Source organism: Pantoea sp. Ft-CA_14, assembly GCF_024520875.1.
GTDB classification, from domain to species: domain Bacteria; phylum Pseudomonadota; class Gammaproteobacteria; order Enterobacterales; family Enterobacteriaceae; genus Pantoea; species Pantoea agglomerans.
Window position 1 is genome coordinate 66,505 of record NZ_JALNPM010000019.1, and the last position, 22,435, is coordinate 88,939.

Consider the following 22,435-nt stretch of genomic DNA (forward strand, 5'->3'; position numbering starts at 1 on the left):
AACGACATGACCATTCATAAGAAAGGTTCGGCGCATTGGGAAGGCGATATCAAAGGCAAAGGCACCGTCAGCACCGAGAGCGGCGTACTAAGCCAGCAGCCTTATGGCTTTAACACCCGTTTTGAAGGCGGCAAAGGCACCAACCCGGAAGAACTGATTGGTGCAGCGCATGCAGCCTGTTTCTCCATGGCGCTGTCGCTGATGCTGGGCAATGCGGGTCATCCGCCGGAAAGCATTGATACCACGGCCGACGTGTCGCTGGACAAAAAAGGCGACGGCTTTGCCATCACCAAAGTGGCACTGACCAGCACCATCTCTCTGCCAGGCATTGATGAGTCGACCTTCGACGAGATCATCAATAAAGCCAAAGCGGGCTGCCCGGTTTCTCAGGTACTGAACGCGGAAATTACGCTGGATTACACCCTGAACAACTGATGCCGGTAACGGGTCGCCTTTTGGCGGCCCGGGCGTTATGCTATGCCTCACCGGTCCTGTTGCTGACCGGAACAGATGCGCCTTCTGGCGCATCTTCGCTTTCTGACCAGAGGAAACTGAGGTGACGAGATACCGGGCAGCCAAAAAGTACTGGAAGATGGTGCTGGTTCTGTTGTGCATCTGTGGCGCGCTGCTGCTGATCCGCTGGGCTGCCATGATCTGGGCCTGAACAGATGAAGGGGATTGGCCGCCACACGCTGGGCATATTATTAATGGTGATTATTGTGCTGGAAGCGGTTCACTATCTGCTTACTGCCTCATGGCTGCCGTGGCGATAAACGCGCTCAGACAAAGGCATCCTCGCGCCTTTTAGCCCGCACATCGCTGCGCGCAATGCGATAAGCCTTGCGCGGATCGCCTACCACAAACTCAAAGGTTGGCGTGTAGTAAAATGGCAGCCAGCCGCCATAGCTGCTCTCCCACTCCCAACGGACGGGGCAGGGCCACAGAATGCCATCATACAAAAGATAGTAAACCCAGCGTCCACCAGGACGACGGGGGCGTGATGTTTTCATGGGATTCACAACGATAATGGTTAACAACAGCTTATATTTTGTACGCTAAAGCGTCAGCTTGCAACGTTACAGCCCTGCTTTATTGAACCTGGCCCTGAATTAGCGGTGTACTTCGCCGCACAGCAGTACCACATTCGGTCTGACTTTATGAATGCGGTTCGCCATCGTTTCACAGTCGACCTTCGTCGGATAGATGCGCTCTGATACCGGCAGCGCCTCGCAGGCATCGTAGCCGCATGCGCTCACTAACAACACAAATCCTATCAACATAGATCCTCTCCTTTACACGGTCTGGTGGTCCGGACTGTGGTGCTTTTTATCCCTTTTTAACATCCAGTATAGACAAACGTGCCGGGGCGGCATTGTCAGTGTGAGCTATGGTCCGCCAGCCAGGGTGTGATGCGGCGGCCTGTAAGGTGTGTCAGAAGGGGCGGGCCTGGCGCTAGCCTGCGAAATACCAGGCGGGCAGCAGCGCAATCAGGTTATTCAGCGTGTGCAGGAAGATGGGCAGCGCCAGACTGTTACTCCGCAGCCGGGCGTAACAGAGCAGTAGCGAAAACAGCGTCAGGGCGATAAGGGTCTGCCAGTGCACATACTGCGTATGCATCACCGCAAACAGCAGTGAGGTCAGCAGCATACAGGCAAAGCGGCTCCGTGGCGCCCACAGCAGAAAGCCCTGCAACAGAAAACCGCGGAACAGCACCTCTTCAAACACCGGCGCCAGCAGCACGGCGGTGAGCAGCAGGATCAGCAGCGAATTACGTCCCTGCTGGGCCTGCATCACCAGCCATCCTTCCGGCTGCATGAACTGCATCTGTGCGGCCATCAGAACAAATAGCGCGCCAGTAAACAGCAGAGTTTGCAGCGTGCAGAGTTCACCCAGCGGCAGGTCTGTACGGCGCTGGCAGTAAAAGCGGTAAAGCGGATAGATAACAGCAAATTCAAACAGGCAGAGCACCGGCACCAGCAGGCCGTCATTACGCAGCACGCTGTAATTAGGGAACAGCGTGATCAGCATGGTAACCAGGTAATAGACCACAAAGCTGCCGACGTAGAACAGCGTCAGTGTCACTCTGTCGGAATTGGTATTCATAGGCGACTCTGCCAGCGAAGGTTAGCGCATAGTAGCAATGCACCAGATCGCTGTCGAGTCAGCCTGTAACACAATATTTAAGCGCAAAATGTTAACCGCAGACTAAACACCCGCGCGCGTGAGCCGATAACTGAGGAAACTAATCTGGTCAGCACTGCATGTTGTATTGCAGGCCCGTCATTTCAAACTCTGACTGTGTAGTGAGCACTCTTAATGACTTCTAACCCTCCGGCGCCACCCTCGCCTCCATTCAGTCATGCCGCTGAAGACCGCACTGTCCGCTTTACGCGGCGCAGCCTGCGCACGCTTTCGCTGCTGCTGTTTGGCGTGCTGGTGCTCTCGATGCTGATGGTGCTGACAATTGCGCAGCGGCAAAACAGCGTATCGGTTGAGCATGACCAGTTGCTGATGCAGCAGGCGTGGAAAAATCGTCAGGAGGCGATGGTCACGGATATCCGGGATTATGCGTTCTGGGGCGAAGCCTGGCGCAATCTCCATGTCAGGGTCAACAAAGTCTGGGCTTATGACGAAGAGAACTTTGGTCCGGGCCTCTACGAAGAGTATCACTATGAGGGCGTATTCGTGGTCGACGGCAACGGTCACACCACGTACAGCGTCATTAATGGGCAGCTGGTGGATACGCCGCTGGAAGCCTGGCTGGGAAAAGAGACCCCAGCGCTGATTGCGGCGGCACGTCAGCGCAACGACGCGGCGATAACCCGTGATGCACTGATTAATCATCTGCCCGCCATTGTGGTTGCCGCCCCCATCGGCAGCGGCAAACTGACGAATATGCCGCCGATGGCGGGGCCAGCGTCAGTCATGGTGTTTGTGAATCAGTTCACCCCTGCCAAATTACAAGCGCTGGGCGCCACGCTGGATGTGCGCGAACTGCGCCTGCCCGTCAGTGCAGGGGATGCCCTGCGTGAACCGCGGATGGTGCAACCGTTACCCGGCGGCGATCTGATTGTGCTGCGCTGGACGCCAAAGATGCCTGGCATGGGCCTGGTCTGGTTTCTGTTGCCACTGCTGATGCTCATGGCGATCATCATTGGCATAATCACCCATCGCGTCAGCCGCCATGCGCTCTCTAATGCGATTCTTTCTGACCGGCGCTTTGCCCTGCTGGCGATCAGTCAGCAGGAGCTGGCCAATAGCGAAGCGCGGTTTCGCGATCTCGCTGAGGCAGCGTCAGACTGGATCTGGGAAACGGACGAAGAGGGTCGCCTCATCTACCTGTCAGCGCGCTTTCAAACCGTGACCGGCCACGATATTACACACTGGCTGGGCCGTCACATCGATCACCTGCTGACGCATCCCAGCCATTCGCTGGTCGCCTGGCTGCAGCGTCAGGAGGAGGAGGGGCAACAGATGCCACTGCGCTGTCAGTTTATGTCGGCGCACGGCAACCGCCGTATCGGCCAGCTGGTCGCGAAAACAATCTGGCATGAGGCGCGATGTATCGGGTTTCGCGGCACGGTATCGGACATCACTCAGAGCATGGAAGCCGAGGCGCGCATTCATTTTTTGTCGCGTCACGACGTCTTAACCGGCCTGTCGAACCGCGTGCAACTGCAGGAGTTTCTGACACTACACCTAGAGCTGCCTGATGGCGCTGCGCCGCTGACGCTGATTACCCTCGATCTCGATCAGTTCAGGCCGATTAATGAAACCTGGGGCCATGCGGCGGGCGATGAGGTGCTGAGCCAGATAGCGCAGCGTCTGAAGCGCTGTATCGGCCCGCAGGAGCTGGTGGCGCGGCTGAGTGGCGATGAGTTTGTGCTGGTATTGCGTGAAACGAACCGTGAGCGGGTCGATCAGCGTTGCGCACAGCTGGTGCACGAGGTTCAGCAGCCCATCAGCACCGGCCAGCATGTTCACTATCTCACCGTCAGCATGGGGATTGCCTGTGTACCGCAGGATGCCAGCCATCCGGAAGCGCTGCTGCAAATGGCGGATATCGCGCTGAATGAAGCGCGCGAAGCGGGACGCAATCAGTGGGTCTGGTATGCCAATGAGATGGCCAGTCAGCGTGAGGATAAGCGTGAAATGGCGCGGCGGATTGAGAAAGCGCTGAAGAACAATGAATTTCGCCTGCACTACCAGCCCCGCTATCAACTGCTGACGGGTCAGCTGGCAGGTGCTGAGGCGCTGATTCGCTGGCAGATTGCGCCGGATGAGTGGATTACCCCCGATCACTTTATTCCGCTGGCGGAAGAGAGCGGTCTCATCGCCACCATCAGCGACTGGGTGTTGATGCGCGCGTGTGAGGATGCGCTGGGGTGGGGGGGCGATCGCTATGTTTCGGTTAATATTTCGCCCATGGAGTTCCGCACCAGCGATTTAGTGCAGCGGGTTGCGGATGTGCTGGCGAAAAGTGGCCTGCCGGCTACCCGGCTGGAGCTGGAGATCACGGAGAACGTGACCTTTGAACATCCGCAGCATGCGCTGGAGGTGATGCAGGGTTTACGGTCACTCGGGGTAAGGTTAACCGTTGATGATTTCGGCACCGGCTATGCGGCCCTGGGCTACCTGAAGACCTTCCCGTTTAATGGGCTGAAGATCGATCGCTCCTGGATGAAAGATTTCCCGGAGTCGCAGCAGGCACAATCGGTGGTTGCGGGGATTATTGCGCTGGCACGCGCCTTTGCCCTGACAATTACTGCTGAAGGGATTGAGACAGAAGCGCAGCTGAATCAGCTTAAACAGCTCTCGTGCGAAGAGGGGCAAGGCTACTTCCTCGGTCGACCGATGCCGCTGGCTGCATTCAGTACGCTTCTGGAAAGAACCGCGCAGAACCAGGCTGAACCCGTTTAACGGACTTTAACCGCCACGGCGGTCATCAGCATTGCGCAGACGACAAAAATAATCAGTTCCATCATGACCTCCACAGAGCTAAGACTATTCTTAATATTGTAGTGGTCCGTTGTGCTTTTTTTAGGCAATGAGTGCGATTAATCTTAAAAGATGACCTGTGCTGCGACCCGTTTAATGCTGCTGTAACAACTTTACTTTTTAGGGGTTCAGGTCAGCAGGTGCGCTTTGCTACTCTTGGGGCAGGGTTTTACACGTCCAACAGGAGAATAAACGTGAAATTTTATGGAAAAGGGCTGCTGGTAGTGGGGCTGTTTGCATTAACCGCCTGTCAATCTGCCTCTAAGCCCGATACCGCCAGTGTGGCGCAGGATCCCGAAGCTGACCGCTGTGGTGCCTCTCAGTTTCAGAATTATGTCGGTAAACCGTTAACCGCGCTGCAGGGTCAGCACTTCGAACAGAAGGTACGCGCCATTCCCTATAATTCTGCCGTCACCATGGACTTCAACCTTAACCGGCTGAACTTCCTGGCTGACAAAAATGGCAATATCAGCTCAGTTTATTGTGGTTAACGGCAAAGATGTCATAGGTTTGTCATAACGGCAGGCGAGGATAGCAGCGCGTTTAAGAAACTTCCTCGTCACACAATAGATAGTGCTCGTCTTGTTTATTCCCGCCCCGGCGGGAATTTTTTTAGCGGCTTCAGGCCGTAACAGGAGCAGAGAAGATGAAACGCATAATCGGGGCACTTCTGCCCGCATTGTTACTCAGCAGCACACTGGCGCAGGCTTCCAGTGAAGAGGCCTGGCAAAAGAGCCGTCAGGTGATGGTGCAGGCCTGCATTAACGCCAGTCATCTGAGCAAAGTAAAGGTGCTGGGCGAGGCGATCGAGTATGACGACAATACGGGCTACAGCGCACTGTTGCTGGAGGGACGCTACCCCCAGCCGCAGATGAAAAATAAGCGTGGACGGGAGCTGTGCCTGTTTCAGCGCAGCAGCGGACGAGCCAGCATCAGCGAAGCGGATAAATTGCGCTGGGTGAAGTAGGTGGTGGGTTTACGCCTCCGGCTGCGTGTCGATCAACTGCGCCAGCAGGGTGCGATAACGCTGCAACTGCGTCTCGTCGCCTTCCACTTCCAGTTTATCGATCACCCGCGCAATAAGGGCTTTATTGGTGGCGGGTTCTCCCGCTTCCATTATTTCACGCAGAATCACCGCCAGCAGATCGGACTCAGGCGGTATTCGCCAGTCCGGGCTGTTAAAATAGTCGCTGATAGCACGGCTGGCGCTGTCAGGTTGTACTCTCATTACCCACCTCCGCTAAAACAAGACCCCCTCCCTTACACCTGAGCATAAGGGCGTTTAACCATGAAATAAGCTGGTTCGCCTCAGCGTAGCCGGACGGTCTGCACCGTTTTTTGCGGAGGATGTCGCGCCGATTAAAAAGATTGCCACACCGCCGCGGCTGGCGGTTTTTTAAACATAGAAGCGGGGTGAAGAGTTGTCAGTAACAGAATGACATATTTTTCTATATTGACGGGCCGGATTGAGGGAGATCGGGTCTGGCCAGACCATCGCCCGCGTGCTTCGCGCTAAAAACCCGGTGGGCTGGAAAATTTGCGCCGGTGATTGCGCTGAATCAAAGAGGAAACCGGTCTTTTGCCATTTGTGCCATGTTTTGTCGGTCACGCTGAGAATAGCCGCGTTAGACTGAACATTCCCTCTCTTTAAAATATCTGCTCATGCCACGCACTATAGAACCCTGGAAGATAAACCTGATCTCGGTCTGGTTTGGCTGTTTTTTTACCGGCCTGGCCATCAGCCAGATTATCCCGTTTCTGCCGCTCTACCTTGAGCAGCTTGGCATAACCGGTGGCGAATCACTGAGCCTCTGGTCGGGTCTAACCTTCAGTATCACCTTTGTGGTTTCGGCGGCCGTAGCCCCGCTGTGGGGCAGTCTTGCCGATCGTAAAGGCCGTAAGCTGATGCTGCTGCGCGCCGCTTTTGGCATGGGCGTGGTAATTCTGCTACAGGCTTTTGTCACCGAAGCCTGGCAGTTGCTGCTGCTGCGTGCCCTGATGGGGCTGACCTCCGGATATATTCCCAACGCCATGGCGCTGGTGGCCGCTCAGGTGCCGCGTGAACGCAGCGGCTGGGCGCTGAGCTGTGTCTCAACCGGTCAGATTGGCGGGGTGATTCTGGGGCCGATGCTGGGCGGGCTGCTGGCAGACTGGGTCGGTTTGCGTACGGTGTTTATTGTCACCGCAGCGCTGCTGATGGTCAGCTTTCTGGTGACGCTGTTCCTGATCAAGGAGACCGGTTACACCCCGGTGAGTAAAAAGGAGAAGCTCAGCGGACGCGAGGTTTTCCGCTCGCTGGATAATCCAAAACTGATGCTCTGCCTCTTTTTCACCACCATGGTGATTCAGATGTGCAACGGATCGGTGAACCCGATCCTGACGCTCTTTGTGCGGGAACTGGCACCCACCGCTGAGAATATCGCTTTTCTTAGCGGGGTCATTGCCGCGCTGCCTGGCGTCTCTGCACTGCTGGCCGCGCCTCGTCTGGGACGACTGGGCGATCGCATCGGCACGCAGCGTATCCTGCTGGCAACGATGGTCATCTCGCTGCTGCTGTTTATCGCCATGTCGTTTGTCACCAGCACGACACAGCTGGGGGTATTACGTTTTCTGCTGGGCTTTGCCGATGGCGCGATGATGCCCGCGGTGCAGACCCTGCTGGTGCGTCACTCGCGTGACAACATCACCGGCCGGATCTTCGGCTATAACCAGTCCTTTATGTATCTCGGCAATGTCGCGGGTCCGCTGCTGGGCGCCGCGGTGTCGGCGGTGGCCGGTTTCCGCTGGGTCTTTTTTGCCACCGCCGTGGTCGTGCTGATTAACGTGCTGTTTCTTAAGCGCTTTTACCGGCGTCCGAAGACAGCGCTGCCCGCGTCGGCTGGCAAATCGTCAGTTCAGCCTGCCAGCGCTGCTGAGTCAGTAAAAACTCAGGACTGACGCTGGGGCTCCAGGAGTCATCGCCGCCAACACCCATGTGGCAGGCATCCAGATGCAGCCAGCAGCCCGCTTCCGGACGCAGATGGTGGCGGTGTGATGCCTCCCGCAACTGCTCCAGGCTGAAACGGCTCAGTGAGAAAGCGAAATCGCCGCTGACCTGCCAGCTGCCGCTGTCGAGCTGACGGGTGCCGCAGCGCAGACCGTTCTCACCCGGGAAAACATAAGGCGTTGAGAGCTGATCCAGCGGCAGCTCCCAGCGGGAAAACTGCGCGGCCAGCTGGCGATCGGGATAGTTTTCATGCGGACCCAGGCCGAGCCAGCTCACCTGTTGTGGTATCTGCGTCAGCTCACAGCGTAATCCGATGCGCGCGGGCGGCGGCAATCCACGCGACTGCTCAACGGAAAGCTGCAACTGCAACTCACCCTGCGCATTGATCAGATAACGTTTACGGCTGATAAAGGCGATCTGGCCATGGGCGAGCCAGCTGTGCAGCGTCTCAATCTGCACCGCCTGTGGCAACGCATTCGCCGTCATCGACACCAGCTGGCTGCTCATCTGGTCATAACCCGCTGCTTTCCAGCGCTCGACCCAGGCATTGGGATCAACCCGTTCCGCTTCGCTGGTGCCGATGTCATTGTCCAGCGGGGCGCGAATAAAGCAGTCCTGAAGCGGTGAAAGCAGTGTGGGCTGTTCATCCACAAACCACTGCGTCAGTTCGCCGCTGTGGCGTGAAAAATGCCAGCGTTGCTGCTGATGGGTGATGACAATCTCACGGGTATCATCGTGCAGGCCCGGTGCGTGGCCGCTCTCCGGCTTTGATGGCAGCGCCAGCGATGAGGGCAGCGCCCATTGGTGCCAGGCGACACGCCAGCCAGCGGTGCTCCATTGGGTCGGTTGAATCTGATGAACCGCGACGTTCAGCCAGCATTCGCCCTGTAATGCTGGCGGTGACGGCAGCGTGATCCGCTGCTGGCCCTGTGGAACGATATCCAGCGGCACTTCTCCTTCCGTTACTACACGACCCGCCTGTTCGATGCGCCAGCGCAGCACTTCGTTGTCACTGTGGCGGAACAAATAGTCGCTGCTGACCGTAAAGCTCAGCGGATCGCCGGGATCGACGTCAAACTGCCAGAACTGCTGGGCGCACTGCGCCTCATAAAGCGCCGGATGCGGCGTGCGATCGGCAAATACCAGCCCGTTCATACAGAACTGACGATCGTTGGGTTTATCGCCAAAATCGCCGCCGTAGGCCTGCCAGGGTTCGCCCTGATCGTTATAGCGGGTCAGGCTCTGATCAACCCAGTCCCAGACGAAGCCGCCCTGCAGACGCGGAAACTGGCGGAAGGCCTGCCAGTACTTAGCAAAACCGCCAAAGCTGTTGCCCATGGCATGCGCGTACTCACACAGGATCAGCGGACGCGTCTCACCCGGCAGACCGATCCACTTTTTCAGCGACCATTTCGGCACAGCCGGGAAGGGCTGATCTTCATCAACCCTGGCATACATCGGGCAGATGATATCGGTAGCAGCGGTATCCGCACCGCCGCCTTCATACTGAACCGGACGGGTTGGATCGCTGCTTTTTACCCAGCGGTAGAGCGCATCGTGTGTGGCACCATGTCCTGATTCATTGCCCAGCGACCAGATAATAATGCTGCAGTGATTACGATCGCGCTGCACCATGCGCGTCACGCGTTCGCTATAGGCGGCAAACCAGCGGGGATCATCGGAGAGCCGGTTCATCGGCTGCATGCCGTGGGTTTCGATATTGGCCTCATCCACCACATAAAGCCCATACTGATCGCACAACCGGTACCAGAGCGGATGATTAGGGTAATGCGAACAGCGCACCGCATTAAAATTGTGCTGCTTCATCAGCTCAATGTCGCGGCGCATCGTCGCCTCATCCACCACCTGACCGCGCTCCGGATGATGTTCATGACGGTTGGTGCCGCGGATCAGCAGCGGTTTGCCGTTCAGACAGAGCAGACCGTTGTCGATGGTGACCTGACGGAAGCCGACATCATAGGCTTCCACCTCTATCAGCTGTTGATTCTCATCCAGCAGCGCCAGCGTGGCGCGATAGAGGTGGGGTGTTTCGGCACTCCACAGCGCAGGCTGTTCCACCGGCAGGCTGAGCAGGGCGCGTTCGGGATAGTGACCCCGCTCGTCAATAATGGCACTGCCCAGCGGCTGCTGACACTGAGCAATCTGCTGTTCACCCTGCCACAGCGTCAGGCGCAGCTGATAGCGCGAGCTGACGTCAGCTGGCAGAGCAACACGAACCCGGGCACGCAATTCGGCACGGTAAAACTCCGGGCTGAGCCGGGTTTCCAGCTGAACATCGGCCAGATGCACCTGCGGTTTATGCAATAACGTGACGTCACGGAAAATGCCGCTCATCCGCCACATATCCTGATCTTCCAGATAACTGCCGTCGCTCCAGCGCAGCACCATTACTGCCAGCCGGTTTTTGCCCGGCCGCAGATAAGGCGTCAGGTCGAATTCAGCGGGCAGACGACTGTCCTGAGAGTAGCCAATACAGTGTCCGTTGCACCACAGGTGAAAGGCCGAGTTTACGCCGTCAAAAATGATGCGTGTCTGCCCATTATCCAGCCAGGCTGCGTCAGTGCTGAATGTGAGCGAGTAACATCCGGTTGGATTCTCTGCGGGGACCAGCGGAGGAGTAACCGGAATCGGATACTGCACGTTGGTATAAATGGGGGCATCGAAGCCGTGCATCTGCCAGTTGGCCGGAACCGGAAGGGTCGTAGTGTCCGGCAGATCCTGCAGTAACCAGCTGGCCGGGACCGCTTCAGGCTGCGTAAAATAACGGAAACCCCACTCTCCGTTGAGGCTCTGCAGTGACGCCGAGGGGCTGTCATCCCGCGCGGCTGCTTCATCTCGCCAGCTGGCGAATGGCGGGTGCGCATCCAGCCGATGCAGCGAGGTCACGACCGGATTTTCCCAGTCGCGCCGGGAGAGGATGTCACTGAAAGCAGCCTGAGAGAGAGTCATGTTTATATCCTGTAAATGTAATGCGCTCACAATGCGCAAAATTACGCCGCCTGTAAAGTGTTCACCCTCCCGATTTGCACAAATAATTTGTGCTGTAATCCAGCCGGGATGTTGAGATTGTGCCGCCTTAATGGTGGTAAATCGTTAAGCCTGGTCAGCAAAGATGAATAGTCGCCGGATGCGGAAGAATCTCACTTGTCGCCATGCAGGTGGCTCCATACACTCAGCCCGATTTCATCACCCTGAGGTAGATATGGTACGAATCTTTAAGCTGGCTGCCGTTGTGGCATTGGTTACTGCATTAAGCGGATGTATTTTCCCGCCTCCAGGCGGCGGTGGCGGTGGCTGGGGCGGACACGGCGGCGGACCAGGCCGCGGATTTGTCGATCCTCGCTAAGCAAAAGACCGATTTCGGGCGGGCGAAACGTTTGACCATAGCGTTGATTGCAGGGAAAACGTTTCGCTCGCAAGGTTAGCCGGAATCGTCTGAGCAGACGGTGAGGAATGCGGGCTAACTCACTGAAAAAAGTAGCGGTTACCCTCTGTTTTTTTAGCCAGCGTGGTGATAATTTCAGCTTTTCTCCACCGCTGAGATAACAGCATGAAAAACCTGATTGCTGAATTGCTGGTAAAGCTGGCTGAAAAAGAGGCGACAGCCAAAGAGCAGATGGCGCAAATCGAAGCGCTGGAGATTGTTGTTACCGCGCTGGTTCGCAAGCTGGAGCCGCAACAACATCTGGCTATAACCACCAGTATTGAAACCGCAATAGACAATGTGGCCGATGCCGGAGATGAAAATGCGCAACTGCTGCGCAATTACATCGAAAAGTTACTCCGCCATCCTCGTCAGTAACAATCCCAGTGCCAGACTGGAATGGGATCTTCACATCACTTTGACCTGAAACATTTTCCGCTTTGCTTATTCGCTGCCAGAATAACAAAGGACAATCCACTGTGGAGATAACAAGATGAAAGTCGGTTTAATGGCGATGATGATGGCGGGCCTGCTGGTCAGTGGACTGGCCGGTGCGGCGGAAAAGACCCCGCAGCAGGAGAAGATGACGATGTGTAACCAGCATGCTAAATCACAGGATCTTAAAGGGGATGCGCGCAAAACCTTTATGAGTGAATGCCTGAAAAAGGACAGCAAGCTGTCGCAGATGTCACCGCAGCAGATGAAAATGAAAAGCTGTAACGGCGAAGCTGGTGATAAAAAACTGGCGGGCGATGCGCGTAAAACCTTTATGAGCCAGTGCCTGAAAAAAAGCTGATTATCCCCACGGCCACGCAGGTGGCCGCTTCTCCTTCCCGCGCAATACTGATTAAATTCCCTTCTATAACAGCACGTTAACCTTCTGATAAGCATTCATCGCCAGGCTTCCCGGTTCTTTTGCCACACTTACTGTTTGTGGGGATTTGCGCAGCACTCTGTTTTGCCGCGCAGCACAAGACAAGAACCGTTAAAGGAGCCATGTCGTGAACTATCAATTTACCGTCGACCTGAACGATCTGCCCCAGCGCCAGCCGGTTAAAAAAACGCTCGGCGAGGTGGAAGTGTTGCTGATCCGCGAAGGCGACAATGTACGTGCTTATCAGGCGAAATGCCCGCACGCAGGCGCGCCGCTGGAGCAGGGCGCGATTTGCGGCGATCGGCTGGTCTGTCCTTGGCACAAAGCCGCGTTTAATCTGGCCAGTGGAAAAATGTGTGAACCGCTGGCGTTAGCCGATCTCAAACAGTATCCGCTGCGCATTGAAGAGGGCCGGGTGCTGGTGAATCCGAAAGCGATGTCCGCCGCGGCGCCGATTGGCAGTGGGGCAGAAGCACCGGTCTATGTGGTGCTCGGTGGTGGGGCGGCGGGCAGCGCGGCGCTGTGGCGTCTGCGCCATGAAGGCTTCAAAGGCCGCGTGATTCTGGTTGAGCGGGAAGCGGATGCGCCTTACGACCGCACCGCGCTGACCAAATTTGTGCCGTCGGGCAAAATGGATATCAGCGAGGTGCCGCAGCTGCTGAAAGCGGATGTGATGGATCACGTTGAACGACTTCAGGCTACCGTGAGCCGCCTGGATGCCCAGCAGCAACGGCTGATCTTTGAGGATGGCGAGACGCTCGCCTTCGACAAACTGCTGATAGCCAGCGGCGCGACGCCAGTCCGCCCCGATTTGCCGGGCAGCGATCTCGATGGGGTCCATCTGCTGCGCAGCAAAGCGCAGACCGATGAGCTGCTTCAGGCGGTGGATGCCAGCCATAAAATCGTGATTATCGGCAACAGTTTTATCGGCACCGAACTGGCGTCGGCGCTGCGTAATCGTGACATTGACGTGACGATAATCGCCCGACAGGCGTTGCCCTTTGCTAAACAGTTTGGCGATCAGATTGGCCGCTATTTCTATCAGCTGCATGAGCAGAACGGCGTGAAGTGGGTGCAGGGCGAGATCGAAGCCTTACAGGGCGACCAGCGGGTGAATGGCGTGCAGCTCAAGGGCGGACGGTTGCTGGACGCGACGGTGGTGCTGTTTGCCACCGGGGTCGAACCGGCTACCGACTTTATCCACGATCTCCCGCTGGCAGAGGATGGCAGCCTGCAGGCGGATGAGCAGTTGCGGGTCGCTGACAATATCTGGGTGGCGGGAGATATCGCCACGTATCCGTCGGCGCAGGGGCCGCTGCGCATTGAACACTATCGCGTCGCGCATCAGCAGGGACAAACCGCCGCATGGAATATGCTGGACCAGACCGTCGCGTTTGATCGTGTGCCGTTCTTCTGGACTACGCAGTATGGCACCCGTTATGAGTATCTGGGCCATGCCAAAGAATGGGATTCATTCCAGCTGCTTGGCTCGCTGGAGGATAAAAAGTTTATGGCGTTTTATGGCCAGCAGGGGAGGCTGGCGGCAATCTGCTCATGCGGCATGTATACGCTGACCGCTGAGCTGGTGGAGCGGATGCAGCAGCCGATGACGTTTGCCGACGCGGTGGCGCTCTGTCAGGCGCACATCAGTTAAGCCGGTAGCAAGGCGGGCCAGCCAGCGTGGCGGGCCGCCTTGCGCAACAACACTCACTCTGTTAGCTGCGGCTCAGTTTCTCTGACTTCGCCATGCACTGCAGCATCGCTTCCATCACCGCCGAGCGCATGCCTTTCTCTTCCAGCACTTTCACCGCTTCGATGGTGGTGCCGCCTGGGGAGCAGACCATATCTTTGAGTTCAGCCGGATGTTTTCCGGTGGTCAGCACCATCTGCGCCGCCCCTTTCACCGCCTGTGCAGCAAACTGATAGGCCTGAGCGCGTGGCATGCCGCCCAGTACGGCCGCATCGGCCATCGCTTCGATAAACATAAACACGTAGGCCGGCGCAGAACCGCTGACGCCGACCACGGAGTGAATCAGATATTCATCCACCACGGCCGCTTTGCCGAAGCTCTCAAAAATCGCTATCACCTCGTCGATTTCCGCCTGCTCAACCAGCACGTTGGGCGTGACCGAGGTCATGCCTTCGCTGACCAGCGAGGGAGTATTCGGCATCGCACGGACAATTTTACGATCGTAACCCAGCACCGATGAGAGCGAATCGAGCGTCACCCCAGCCGCAATCGACACCACCAGCGCCTCTTTTTTCAGGCTGCCTGTCAGCTCTTTTAAGACTTTCAGAATGACATTGGGTTTGACCGCGCCGAACAGGATGTCCACTTCACGCGCCAGCGCTTCAGCGCTCTCGGCTGCGTTGATGCCATACTGCTCTGCCATCGCCTGGTTGGTCTCTGCTTTGCGATCGTAAACGAAGATATCAGACGGGGCGATTTTGCCGCTGTTGACCAGTCCGCCGATAATGGCTTTCGCCATATTTCCCCCGCCGATAAACCCGATTTTCTTTGCCAGCATCGCCATCTCCTTAGGACATTATTCGTTTTTCTCAGTGAGCTAGCTTACTTCAGCCAGCCTGAATAACAAGTCAGCCGGGCGCAGGCTGGAAAGCACGCCGCAAATAAAATTTGCCATTTAAGGGGAACCCGGCAAGATCTTACTCTTCTCTGACTGTAAGGAATCATGATGTTTATCTGGGTCGATGCCGATGCCTGTCCGAATGTAATCAAAGAGGTGCTCTACCGCGCAGCCGACCGCACCGCAACTACCATCACTTTTGTGGCGAACCAGTTTCTGCGTGTGCCGCCCTCACCGTATCTGCGCACACTGCAGGTGCCTGCCGGATTTGATGTGGCGGACAATGAGATCGTCAGACGTTGTCAGCCAGGCGATCTGGTGATCACCGCCGATATCCCGCTGGCAGCAGAGGTGATTGAGAAGGGTGCGGCGGCGCTGAATCCGCGCGGCGAGCGTTACTCACCGGCGACGATACGTGAACGCCTGGCGATGCGGGATTTTATGGATACCCTGCGGTCAAGTGGGGTGCAGACCGGCGGCCCCGCGGCGATGAGTCCGCGTGACCGCCAGCAGTTTGCAAATGAGCTGGATAGCTGGCTCACCCAGCAGAAACGCTGAAGTTAAACGAAGCTATCGTCGTCGTAATCGTTGCCGCCAAAATCATTGAGATCGCTGTTGTCGGCATAATTACTGTCCCAGCCCGTATTCTGGTCGAGGAAGGCGTTGTCGTTACCGCCGTTAAAGGTATCGGCATTGTCATCGCCACCGTTGAAGGTGTTGAGATTGTCATTCACATCGGGCAGGGGTGGCTCATTGATGATATTCACAATCTCTTCCGGCTGTGAATGGTGGAACATGCTGGTCAGCATATCGGCCATCACCACACCGCCCGCCACACCCACAGCTGTCTGCAGTGCGCCGCCGAGGAAACCGGTGCCGCGTGGTGCAGGCGCTTGTGCAGGCGCATATTGCGGCTGAGCCGGTTGCTGTGGCGCACTGTTCCACGGTGACGATTGCTGTTGCTGCTGCACAGGCGGCTGCTGACGCGAACCGCTGCCAAACAGCCCGGACAGAAAGCCGCCGCTGCTCTGTGCAGGTTGCTGCTGCTGGGCCAGCTGGCTTTCCAGCGCCGATACTTTCTCATTGAGTTTTTTCAGCGCCGCTTCCTGAATCAGGATCGCCTGTGCCATGTAGTAAGGCGCGCCCGGCTGCGCCTGCAGATGCTGGTTGATCAGTTGTTCGGCAGCGGCATCGCGTGCCACGGTCTGGCTTTCAGCCTGTTTCAGACGGCTGAACAGCCCTTCGATCAGTTGTTGTTCTTCGCGTTGCATGATGACTCTCCTGTGGCGATTGTTACCAGTATATGTGGGCGCCAGCGTGAAAAGTAAAATCGGGGCAGTAAGCAAATATTGCCGACGCATTTTAGCCGCTCTTTTGCGGAGTTTTTATCGCTCTGTAACGGCCCTGATGCACAAAACGTGCATGCATTTCCCCTTGAAAACACAAAGATTGTCGCTGTTCAGGGGACGAAAATGCGTAAATCGTGCCTGACAGGTAGAGGCCATAATAATTTCCAGTTATTATGCGTCGCATTAATAAGCTCACCATGCAGCCGCATCGCGCGGTCAGGCGGAGGAACGGCCCTGATGTCACTACCCATCTTTTTGATTGGCGCTCGCGGTTGCGGCAAAACCACGGTCGGCGAGGCGTTGTCGCGGGCGCTGGGCTACGCCTTTACGGATACCGATCACCATCTGCAACTCAGCACGCAGCGGAGCGTGACGGAGATTGTGGCGGAGGAAGGCTGGGAAGGTTTCCGCGCCCGTGAAACGGAATCGCTTAAAGCGGTGACGGCACCCGGAACCGTCATTGCCACCGGCGGCGGCATGATTCTGGCTGAAGAGAACTGTCGTTTTATGCAGGAGCAGGGCCAGGTGATCTGGCTTAGCGCGTCCCCCGAGGTGCTGGCAGAGCGGCTGGAAAGTGAACCTGAAGCGGCCCAGCGTCCGACCTTAACCGGCCGTCCGATTGCTGATGAGATGAGTGATGTGCTGCGTGAACGTGCGCATCTCTATCAGGCTGCGGCCCATCATCAGGTGAATGCGATGCAATCGCCTGAGTGCGTGGTAGAGGAAATTCTGCTGTCACTCTCTCTGGCGCGCGCCAGCTAACCCTCAGATTTTTCCCGCTTTGATCCCGCTTCAGACGGCATTGTCTATACTTATCCTATGACAGGCAGCGGCCTGTCCTGTGGAATGTTATTCAGACAAGAGGGACACAGTATGCCGACCAGACCACCGTATCCACGTGAAGCGAAAGTTGTGCCAGTTGAAAAGGGCACTGAAGGTAATAAAGTAACCTCTTACGAATTGCGTGCTGATCATCCCAAACCGAATTCATTAATCAGTGAGCACGAAACGGAAGAAGAAGCGCGTGACGCCAAAGCGCGCTACGAAGACGTTGAAAAAGAGTAAAGCTTTACTGCTGGCAGGGACGCCAGCCTGTTACACCGGATAACTGCTTATTACTGACCCGCCTGACGCTGTGCCTGAACCACGCCTCTTTTTACTCCCACCTGAAGCCGATCGGGTTATTTAAGAAGCGAAATTGACGCAGATTTACTGTTGAATGCTCTCTGCGTATGCTTCTGTTCTGCACTCTCCTTGTCTCACCAGATAAAGCCCCGCTAATCATTTTTATCCCCTTATTTTCTCTGCTGCCGATCTCTGTGTGAATCAAATTGTCGCTTGACCGATTCAGCGCCACGTTTTATTTTCATCAAACCAACAGAGGAACTTAGTTCCATATAGTGGAACACGTAACATGACCACACTTGAAAATGCTGCCGCCGTACTTCGATTGTTTCAGCACAAAGGTGTGACGCAGGGGCATGTTGGTCTCTCATTCAGTGAGGTGGTTGAGGCGTTAAACCTGCCAAAAAGCACCGTTTCGCGTCTGCTGGCCACCATGGAAAGTCAGGGGCTGCTGGAGCGGAATGCGGATACGCGCGGTTATCACATTGGTCGCGTATTGCTGGCTGCCGCCGGACATTATCTTTCGGCACCGCTGGTTGACAGCGTTTCAGCGGCGATGGTCAGGCTGGCTGCGAAGACCGGCTGCATGGGTTACGTGTCGAAGCTCGACGGGCGGGAAGTATTAGTGATGCGTATGTTTCATGGGCGTCACTTTACGCAGATGGTCACGCCGCCGGGCAGTCGGATGCCGGCTGCCGCGACCTCAACCGGCCGGGCGCTGTTAGCGCAGTTAAGTGATGAAGAGGTGCTGGCGCGCTTCCATGATCAATGGCAGGTCGCATCAGCGAACTCGCCGCAAAGTCCTGAGGCACTCTGTGCCAGACTGGCTGAGATCCGCCAGCAGGGCTGGTCACTGGCCCGAAATGAATCGCTGCCAGGCATCAGCTCGCTGTCAGTTATTGTTCATAACAAACATCATGGCGAAACGGTGGCACTCTGCCTGTCGTTTCCGTCTATGGAGTCTGAACCGGGTTTCCCGTCAGAGCTCCTTGAAGCATTACGCGCAACGGCCACTGAGATGACCGAAAAATATGGCGCGTAACTGCACACCGTTTTTATCGGCGTAGTACTTTCGCCACACCAGGGAAAACAAAGGCCTTCGGGCCTTTTTCTTTCAATCTGATCGCCACGTTTTACGCAGCACTCCGGTTGCCTGTGTCCGTCTCTCATTGCCTCCTGTATCGGTTCAGCATGCGGAGGGACGACCATCTGCAGTGGCTGTTGCAATCTCTGTGCGCATCAGAGCAGTGAAACTGATAACCGGCGTAAACCGGCCAGCAGGCGGGTAGACGTTATTTCATTTCTTCTGGACAAGGACTGGCGGGGACGTATGGAACGGGTAAATCCGATTAAGCACGTTGGCGTGGCACTGGTTTTAATTCTTCTTTCCATCGCGGGTGCCATTATTGGCATTCAGCTGATTACCACCATTGGCGTAACGCCTAACACCTCTATTATCGGCGCGCTGTTTGCCATGTTGCTGGCGCGTATTCCGCTGCAGGCATTTCGCCGTTATCGTTCAATTGAAATCCAGAACCTGGCGCAGACCGCCATCTCTTCTGCCACCTTTGGGGCGGCGAACAGTCTGTTGATGCCGATTGCCGTGCCCTGGGCGCTGGGTGAACCGCAACTGGTCCTGCCGCTGTTCTGTGGCGTCAGCGCCGCGATGCTGCTGGATGCCTGGCTGCTCTATCGGCTGTTTGATACCCGCGTCTTTCCGGCCAGTAATGCCTGGCCACCGGGCGTTGCAGCAGCGGAAGCGATCAAAGCGGGTGATAAAGGCGGACGCCAGGCGTGGCTGCTGGTGCTGGGCATCGTGGGTGGCGTCGTCGGTGCCATGCTGAAGATCCCGATGTCTGCCTTCGGCACCGCGTTTATCGGCAATATCTGGGCGCTGTCGATGCTCGGCATCGGTTTTCTGCTGCGTGCCTATGCGCAGCCGGTGGCCGGTATTGATATTAATGCGCTCTATATTCCGCATGGCGTGATGGTCGGTGCCGGTCTGGTGGCGCTGATTCAGGTCGTGATGGTGATTCGCAGCCGCAAAAATGATGCGCTGGTGGTGAGCCGCAATGGCAATGAGGTGCAGCGGGCGCTGGGTTTCGGCAGCGTGGGTTACATCGTGATTTCGGCGCTGCTGGCGCTGGCGGGCGGCCTGTGGAGTGAGATGGGCATCGCGATGCTGCTGCTGTTTGTTCTTTATGCCGCGTTTGCTGCTTTCGCCCATGAACTGATTGTCGGCATTGCCGCTATGCACTCCGGCTGGTTCCCGGCCTTTGCCGTGGCGCTGATTACGCTGATTATCGGCATTCTGATCGGCTTCCCACCGCTGGCGCTCTGCCTGCTGTGCGGCTTTACCGCCGCCACCGGTCCGGCGTTCGCCGATATGGGTTATGACCTGAAGGCGGGCTTTATCCTGCGCGGCAACGGTGCCGATCTGCAGCAGGAGCTCTGGGGACGTCGTATTCAGCTCATCGCAGCTATGATCGCCTTTGTTGTGTCGATTCCGCTGGTCTGGTACGCCCATACCTTCTTCTTTGCTGACAACCTGCTGCCGCCTGTAGCGCGGGTGTATGCCAAAACCATTCAGGCGGGTGCTGAGCCAGGTATCGCCGGTAATCTGCTGATGTGGGCGATTCCGGGGGCCATTATCCAGCTGATCGGCGGGCCGAAACGCCAGCTGGGCGTGCTGCTCGCCACCGGTTTATTAATTAATAACGCCATGGCGGGCTGGGCAGTAGTGGTGGGGATCGCCTTACGCATCATAATCATCCGGATCTGGGGCGAGCGGGGCCGGTCGCCTATGGAGGTGATGGCGGCAGGCTTTATTGCCGGTGATGCCCTCTACAGCTTCTTTCATTCGCTGTTTGCCAGCAGCAGCAAGAAATAAAAGGATAAAGCATGAGTTTGCAGCAGACCCTGGCGGTTTTTGAGTTACTGGATAGCGCCCACATTGACGGACAGCAGGTGGTGGATCTCTTCGCGGCGTATCCTGATGTTGATGCCCGCTTTACCCGTGTCTCCGGTCCCAAAGGCCGCACCGATTTTGTGCGCATTGATATTCCGGGGACGCAGGGCAAATCAGGCGGCGGCAGTGCACCGACGCTGGGGATTATTGGTCGCCTTGGTGGCATCGGCGCTCGTCCTGGTCGTATCGGCATGGTGTCAGATGCGGATGGCGCGATCGCGGCCGTTGCCAGCGCGCTTAAACTGGCGCAGATGCAGAGCAAAGGCGACAGGCTTGATGGCGATGTCATCATTACCACTCATATCTGCCCGGATGCGCCAACGCGGCCGCATCTGCCGGTCGATTTCATGGACTCGCCGATTGACGATGTCACCATGAATGATAATGAAGTGGTGGCGGGTGTGGATGCGATTCTGTCAATCGACACCACCAAAGGTAACCGCATTATCAACCACAAAGGCTTTGCCCTGTCGCCGACGGTGAAAGAGGGCTACATCCTGCGGGTTTCGGAGGATCTGCTGCGCATCATGGAGATGACCAGCGGCCGTCCGGCGGTGACCTTTCCCATCACCACGCAGGATATTACACCTTACGGCAATGGGGTTTATCACCTCAACAGCATTCTGCAACCTTCTACCGCCACGGATGTGCCGGTGGTGGGGGTGGCGATCACTGCCGAGTCGGTGGTGCCGGGCTGCGGAACCGGCGCCAGCCATGAAGTGGACATTGCGGCAGCGGCGAAGTTTGCCATTGAGGTGGCCAAGGAGTTTGGTCGTGGAACCTGTCACTTCTACGACGCCGAAGAGTATGCGCGGCTGATTTCGCTCTATGGCAGCCTGGCGCATCTGCGTCACCGGAATCACTAAGATGACGAAACCACTGGTAACGCTGACTATCGGCCAGTCTCCGCGCAGCGATATTCTGCCGCTGCTGCGGCAGCATCTGCCGGATGCGCTGACCGATCACGTCGGTTTACTGGATGGACTCAGCGCGGCAGAGATTGCCGCACGCTTCGCGCCAGCAGCGGGCGACCGGGTTCTGGTGTCGCGGCTGCAGAGTGGCGAACAGGTGCGGCTGGCGGCCTCGAAAGTGGAGCAGGGATTGCAGCGCAAAATCAGTGCGCTGGAACAGGCGGGCTATGCGACCATTCTGCTGCTCTGCACCGGTGAATTCAGCAGGCTCCGCACCCAGCGTGCGCTACTGCTGGAGCCGGATCGCCTGATTCCACCGCTCATCTGCGCCATGGTGCAGCAGCAGCGGGTCGGCATTGTCGTGCCGGTTGAGGAGCAGATTGTTGAGCAGGCAGGTAAGTGGCAGCAACTGCCCGCGCAGCCCTGCTTTGCGGTCGCCAGTCCCTATCAGGGCGATCAGGCAACCTTCGCCGATGCTGCAAACAGTCTGAAAGCGCAGGGCGCGGCGCTGGTGGTGCTCGACTGTATGGGTTATCACCAGCAGCATCGGATAGGGTTACAGCAGCGGCTGGGCGTACCGGTTCTGCTCTCTAATCAGCTGGTGGCGCGCCTGGCGGCGGAGTTGCTTCCCTGAGGAAAGAGATCACAAACGGCCATCATTTCGCGTGACAGATCAGCGGGTTCCCTTCTACACTGCCAGACACACAACATGTGCTCTGGAGAACTATTATGCTCAACGTAAGTGAGTATTTTGACGGAAAAGTTAAGTCTATCGGTTTTGACAGTGCGAGCACCGGACGTGCCAGCGTGGGCGTAATGGCTGAAGGCGAATACACATTCGGTACCGGCCAGCCGGAGGAGATGACTGTGGTCAGCGGCTCGCTTAAGGTATTACTGCCAGGTGAAACCGAGTGGAAATGGTTTGAAGCGGGTTCGGTGTTTAACGTGCCGGGTCACAGCGAATTTCATCTGCAGGTTGGCGAGCCAAGTTCCTATCTCTGCCGTTACCTGAAAGATTAAAAACATGGCCGCTTAGCGGTAATGCTGGTCAGTTAAGATTAGATTTGTAAAAGCTGCCACGGTCAAACGTGGCAGCTTTTTTTCCGGGCGAGCCAGCCGCAGTGCGGGCCAGCGCACCTCTGCTGCTGCCGGGCCGTCCTCGCGCCGCTCACGCGGTACCTTCGGCTTTGA

The 22,435-nt window shown here is 56.8% G+C and carries 25 protein-coding genes; 18 read left to right on the forward strand and 7 right to left on the reverse strand.

Annotation, left to right across the window (positions count from 1 at the left end; all coding sequences use genetic code 11):
• Positions 1-6 precede the first annotated feature (6 nt).
• Both NR195_RS21715 and yniD read left to right on the forward strand, forming a co-directional pair.
• Positions 7-435, forward strand: a complete 429-nt coding sequence (locus NR195_RS21715; RefSeq protein ID WP_022625164.1) for an OsmC family protein — start codon at positions 7-9, stop codon at positions 433-435.
• A 121-nt stretch (positions 436-556) separates the two neighbouring features.
• Positions 557-664, forward strand: coding sequence for a small membrane protein YniD (yniD, locus tag NR195_RS21720; RefSeq protein WP_022625163.1), 108 nt, complete (start codon positions 557-559; stop codon positions 662-664).
• A gap of 115 nt (positions 665-779) precedes the next feature.
• On the opposite strand, the gene NR195_RS21725 is transcribed toward yniD, so the two are convergent.
• From NR195_RS21725 to NR195_RS21735, 3 genes are all read right to left on the reverse strand, one after another.
• On the reverse strand, positions 780-1,010 hold the full coding sequence (locus tag NR195_RS21725) for a hypothetical protein (RefSeq protein WP_029519422.1): 231 nt from the start codon (positions 1,008-1,010) through the stop codon (positions 780-782).
• Positions 1,011-1,109: 99 nt separating this feature from the next.
• Entirely contained in the window at positions 1,110-1,280 is a 171-nt protein-coding gene (locus tag NR195_RS21730; RefSeq protein WP_003850083.1) for a hypothetical protein, read from the reverse strand.
• Positions 1,281-1,452: 172 nt separating this feature from the next.
• Positions 1,453-2,103 carry a CPBP family intramembrane glutamic endopeptidase gene (locus tag NR195_RS21735; RefSeq protein ID WP_010255238.1) on the reverse strand — a complete coding sequence of 217 codons (651 nt, stop codon included), beginning with the start codon at positions 2,101-2,103 and terminating at the stop codon, positions 1,453-1,455.
• Between the two features lie 213 nt (positions 2,104-2,316).
• On the opposite strand from NR195_RS21735, the gene NR195_RS21740 reads away from it, so the two are divergent.
• The 3 genes from NR195_RS21740 (at position 2,317) to NR195_RS21750 (ending at position 5,965) form a co-directional block, all read left to right on the forward strand.
• A complete protein-coding gene (locus NR195_RS21740; RefSeq protein ID WP_256844904.1) occupies positions 2,317-4,920 on the forward strand; it encodes an EAL domain-containing protein in 2,604 nt (867 codons plus the stop codon).
• Positions 4,921-5,192: 272 nt separating this feature from the next.
• Positions 5,193-5,489 carry an I78 family peptidase inhibitor gene (locus tag NR195_RS21745; protein ID WP_010255242.1) on the forward strand — a complete coding sequence of 99 codons (297 nt, stop codon included), beginning with the start codon at positions 5,193-5,195 and terminating at the stop codon, positions 5,487-5,489.
• Positions 5,490-5,644: 155 nt separating this feature from the next.
• The gene (locus tag NR195_RS21750) at positions 5,645-5,965 is read left to right on the forward strand and encodes a hypothetical protein (protein ID WP_010255244.1); all 321 of its coding nucleotides are present in this window, start codon (positions 5,645-5,647) and stop codon (positions 5,963-5,965) included.
• A 9-nt stretch (positions 5,966-5,974) separates the two neighbouring features.
• Here the strand turns inward: NR195_RS21750 and NR195_RS21755 are convergent, their stop codons facing one another.
• Positions 5,975-6,226 (reverse strand): biofilm development regulator YmgB/AriR family protein, encoded by a 252-nt coding sequence (locus tag NR195_RS21755; protein WP_010255246.1) that lies wholly within the window; start codon positions 6,224-6,226, stop codon positions 5,975-5,977.
• A gap of 434 nt (positions 6,227-6,660) precedes the next feature.
• Here NR195_RS21755 and NR195_RS21760 point away from each other — a divergent pair, with 434 nt between their 5' ends.
• Complete coding sequence (locus NR195_RS21760; RefSeq protein ID WP_061901715.1) at positions 6,661-7,935, forward strand: multidrug efflux MFS transporter; 1,275 nt, start codon at positions 6,661-6,663, stop codon at positions 7,933-7,935.
• On the opposite strand, the gene NR195_RS21765 is transcribed toward NR195_RS21760, so the two are convergent.
• Positions 7,832-10,954, reverse strand: coding sequence for a beta-galactosidase (locus tag NR195_RS21765; protein ID WP_256844905.1), 3,123 nt, complete (start codon positions 10,952-10,954; stop codon positions 7,832-7,834). The genes NR195_RS21760 and NR195_RS21765 overlap by 104 nt on opposite strands.
• Positions 10,955-11,207: 253 nt before the next feature.
• On the opposite strand from NR195_RS21765, the gene NR195_RS21770 reads away from it, so the two are divergent.
• The 4 genes from NR195_RS21770 to NR195_RS21785 all read left to right on the forward strand — a co-directional run bounded on the left by NR195_RS21770 (position 11,208) and on the right by NR195_RS21785 (position 13,957).
• Positions 11,208-11,351, forward strand: coding sequence for a hypothetical protein (locus tag NR195_RS21770; RefSeq protein WP_164480391.1), 144 nt, complete (start codon positions 11,208-11,210; stop codon positions 11,349-11,351).
• A 204-nt stretch (positions 11,352-11,555) separates the two neighbouring features.
• A complete protein-coding gene (gene iraP, locus NR195_RS21775; protein ID WP_010255252.1) occupies positions 11,556-11,807 on the forward strand; it encodes an anti-adapter protein IraP in 252 nt (83 codons plus the stop codon).
• A gap of 115 nt (positions 11,808-11,922) precedes the next feature.
• Positions 11,923-12,225, forward strand: coding sequence for a PsiF family protein (locus tag NR195_RS21780; protein WP_010255256.1), 303 nt, complete (start codon positions 11,923-11,925; stop codon positions 12,223-12,225).
• Positions 12,226-12,430: 205 nt separating this feature from the next.
• Positions 12,431-13,957 carry an FAD-dependent oxidoreductase gene (locus NR195_RS21785; protein ID WP_256844906.1) on the forward strand — a complete coding sequence of 509 codons (1,527 nt, stop codon included), beginning with the start codon at positions 12,431-12,433 and terminating at the stop codon, positions 13,955-13,957.
• A gap of 61 nt (positions 13,958-14,018) precedes the next feature.
• Here the strand turns inward: NR195_RS21785 and proC are convergent, their stop codons facing one another.
• Positions 14,019-14,831, reverse strand: a complete 813-nt coding sequence (proC, locus tag NR195_RS21790) for a pyrroline-5-carboxylate reductase (protein ID WP_010255263.1) — start codon at positions 14,829-14,831, stop codon at positions 14,019-14,021.
• Between the two features lie 168 nt (positions 14,832-14,999).
• On the opposite strand from proC, the gene NR195_RS21795 reads away from it, so the two are divergent.
• A complete protein-coding gene (locus NR195_RS21795) occupies positions 15,000-15,449 on the forward strand; it encodes a YaiI/YqxD family protein (RefSeq protein ID WP_256844908.1) in 450 nt (149 codons plus the stop codon).
• Between the two features lie 2 nt (positions 15,450-15,451).
• Here NR195_RS21795 and NR195_RS21800 read toward each other — a convergent pair whose 3' ends face one another.
• A complete protein-coding gene (locus tag NR195_RS21800; protein ID WP_256844907.1) occupies positions 15,452-16,162 on the reverse strand; it encodes a DUF2076 domain-containing protein in 711 nt (236 codons plus the stop codon).
• A 315-nt stretch (positions 16,163-16,477) separates the two neighbouring features.
• Here NR195_RS21800 and aroL point away from each other — a divergent pair, with 315 nt between their 5' ends.
• The 7 genes from aroL to ppnP all read left to right on the forward strand — a co-directional run bounded on the left by aroL (position 16,478) and on the right by ppnP (position 22,264).
• The gene (gene aroL, locus NR195_RS21805; protein WP_010255270.1) at positions 16,478-17,002 is read left to right on the forward strand and encodes a shikimate kinase AroL; all 525 of its coding nucleotides are present in this window, start codon (positions 16,478-16,480) and stop codon (positions 17,000-17,002) included.
• Positions 17,003-17,113: 111 nt separating this feature from the next.
• The gene (locus tag NR195_RS21810; protein ID WP_010255272.1) at positions 17,114-17,305 is read left to right on the forward strand and encodes a YaiA family protein; all 192 of its coding nucleotides are present in this window, start codon (positions 17,114-17,116) and stop codon (positions 17,303-17,305) included.
• Positions 17,306-17,654: 349 nt separating this feature from the next.
• Entirely contained in the window at positions 17,655-18,407 is a 753-nt protein-coding gene (locus tag NR195_RS21815; protein ID WP_010255274.1) for an IclR family transcriptional regulator, read from the forward strand.
• Between the two features lie 288 nt (positions 18,408-18,695).
• Entirely contained in the window at positions 18,696-20,255 is a 1,560-nt protein-coding gene (locus NR195_RS21820; RefSeq protein WP_052272146.1) for an OPT/YSL family transporter, read from the forward strand.
• Positions 20,256-20,266: 11 nt separating this feature from the next.
• Complete coding sequence (locus NR195_RS21825; RefSeq protein WP_010671177.1) at positions 20,267-21,199, forward strand: DUF1177 domain-containing protein; 933 nt, start codon at positions 20,267-20,269, stop codon at positions 21,197-21,199.
• Position 21,200: 1 nt separating this feature from the next.
• Positions 21,201-21,878 carry an AroM family protein gene (locus NR195_RS21830; protein WP_033756743.1) on the forward strand — a complete coding sequence of 226 codons (678 nt, stop codon included), beginning with the start codon at positions 21,201-21,203 and terminating at the stop codon, positions 21,876-21,878.
• Between the two features lie 95 nt (positions 21,879-21,973).
• Positions 21,974-22,264, forward strand: coding sequence for a pyrimidine/purine nucleoside phosphorylase (gene ppnP, locus NR195_RS21835; RefSeq protein WP_009091800.1), 291 nt, complete (start codon positions 21,974-21,976; stop codon positions 22,262-22,264).
• The last annotated feature ends 171 nt before the right edge of the window (positions 22,265-22,435 follow it).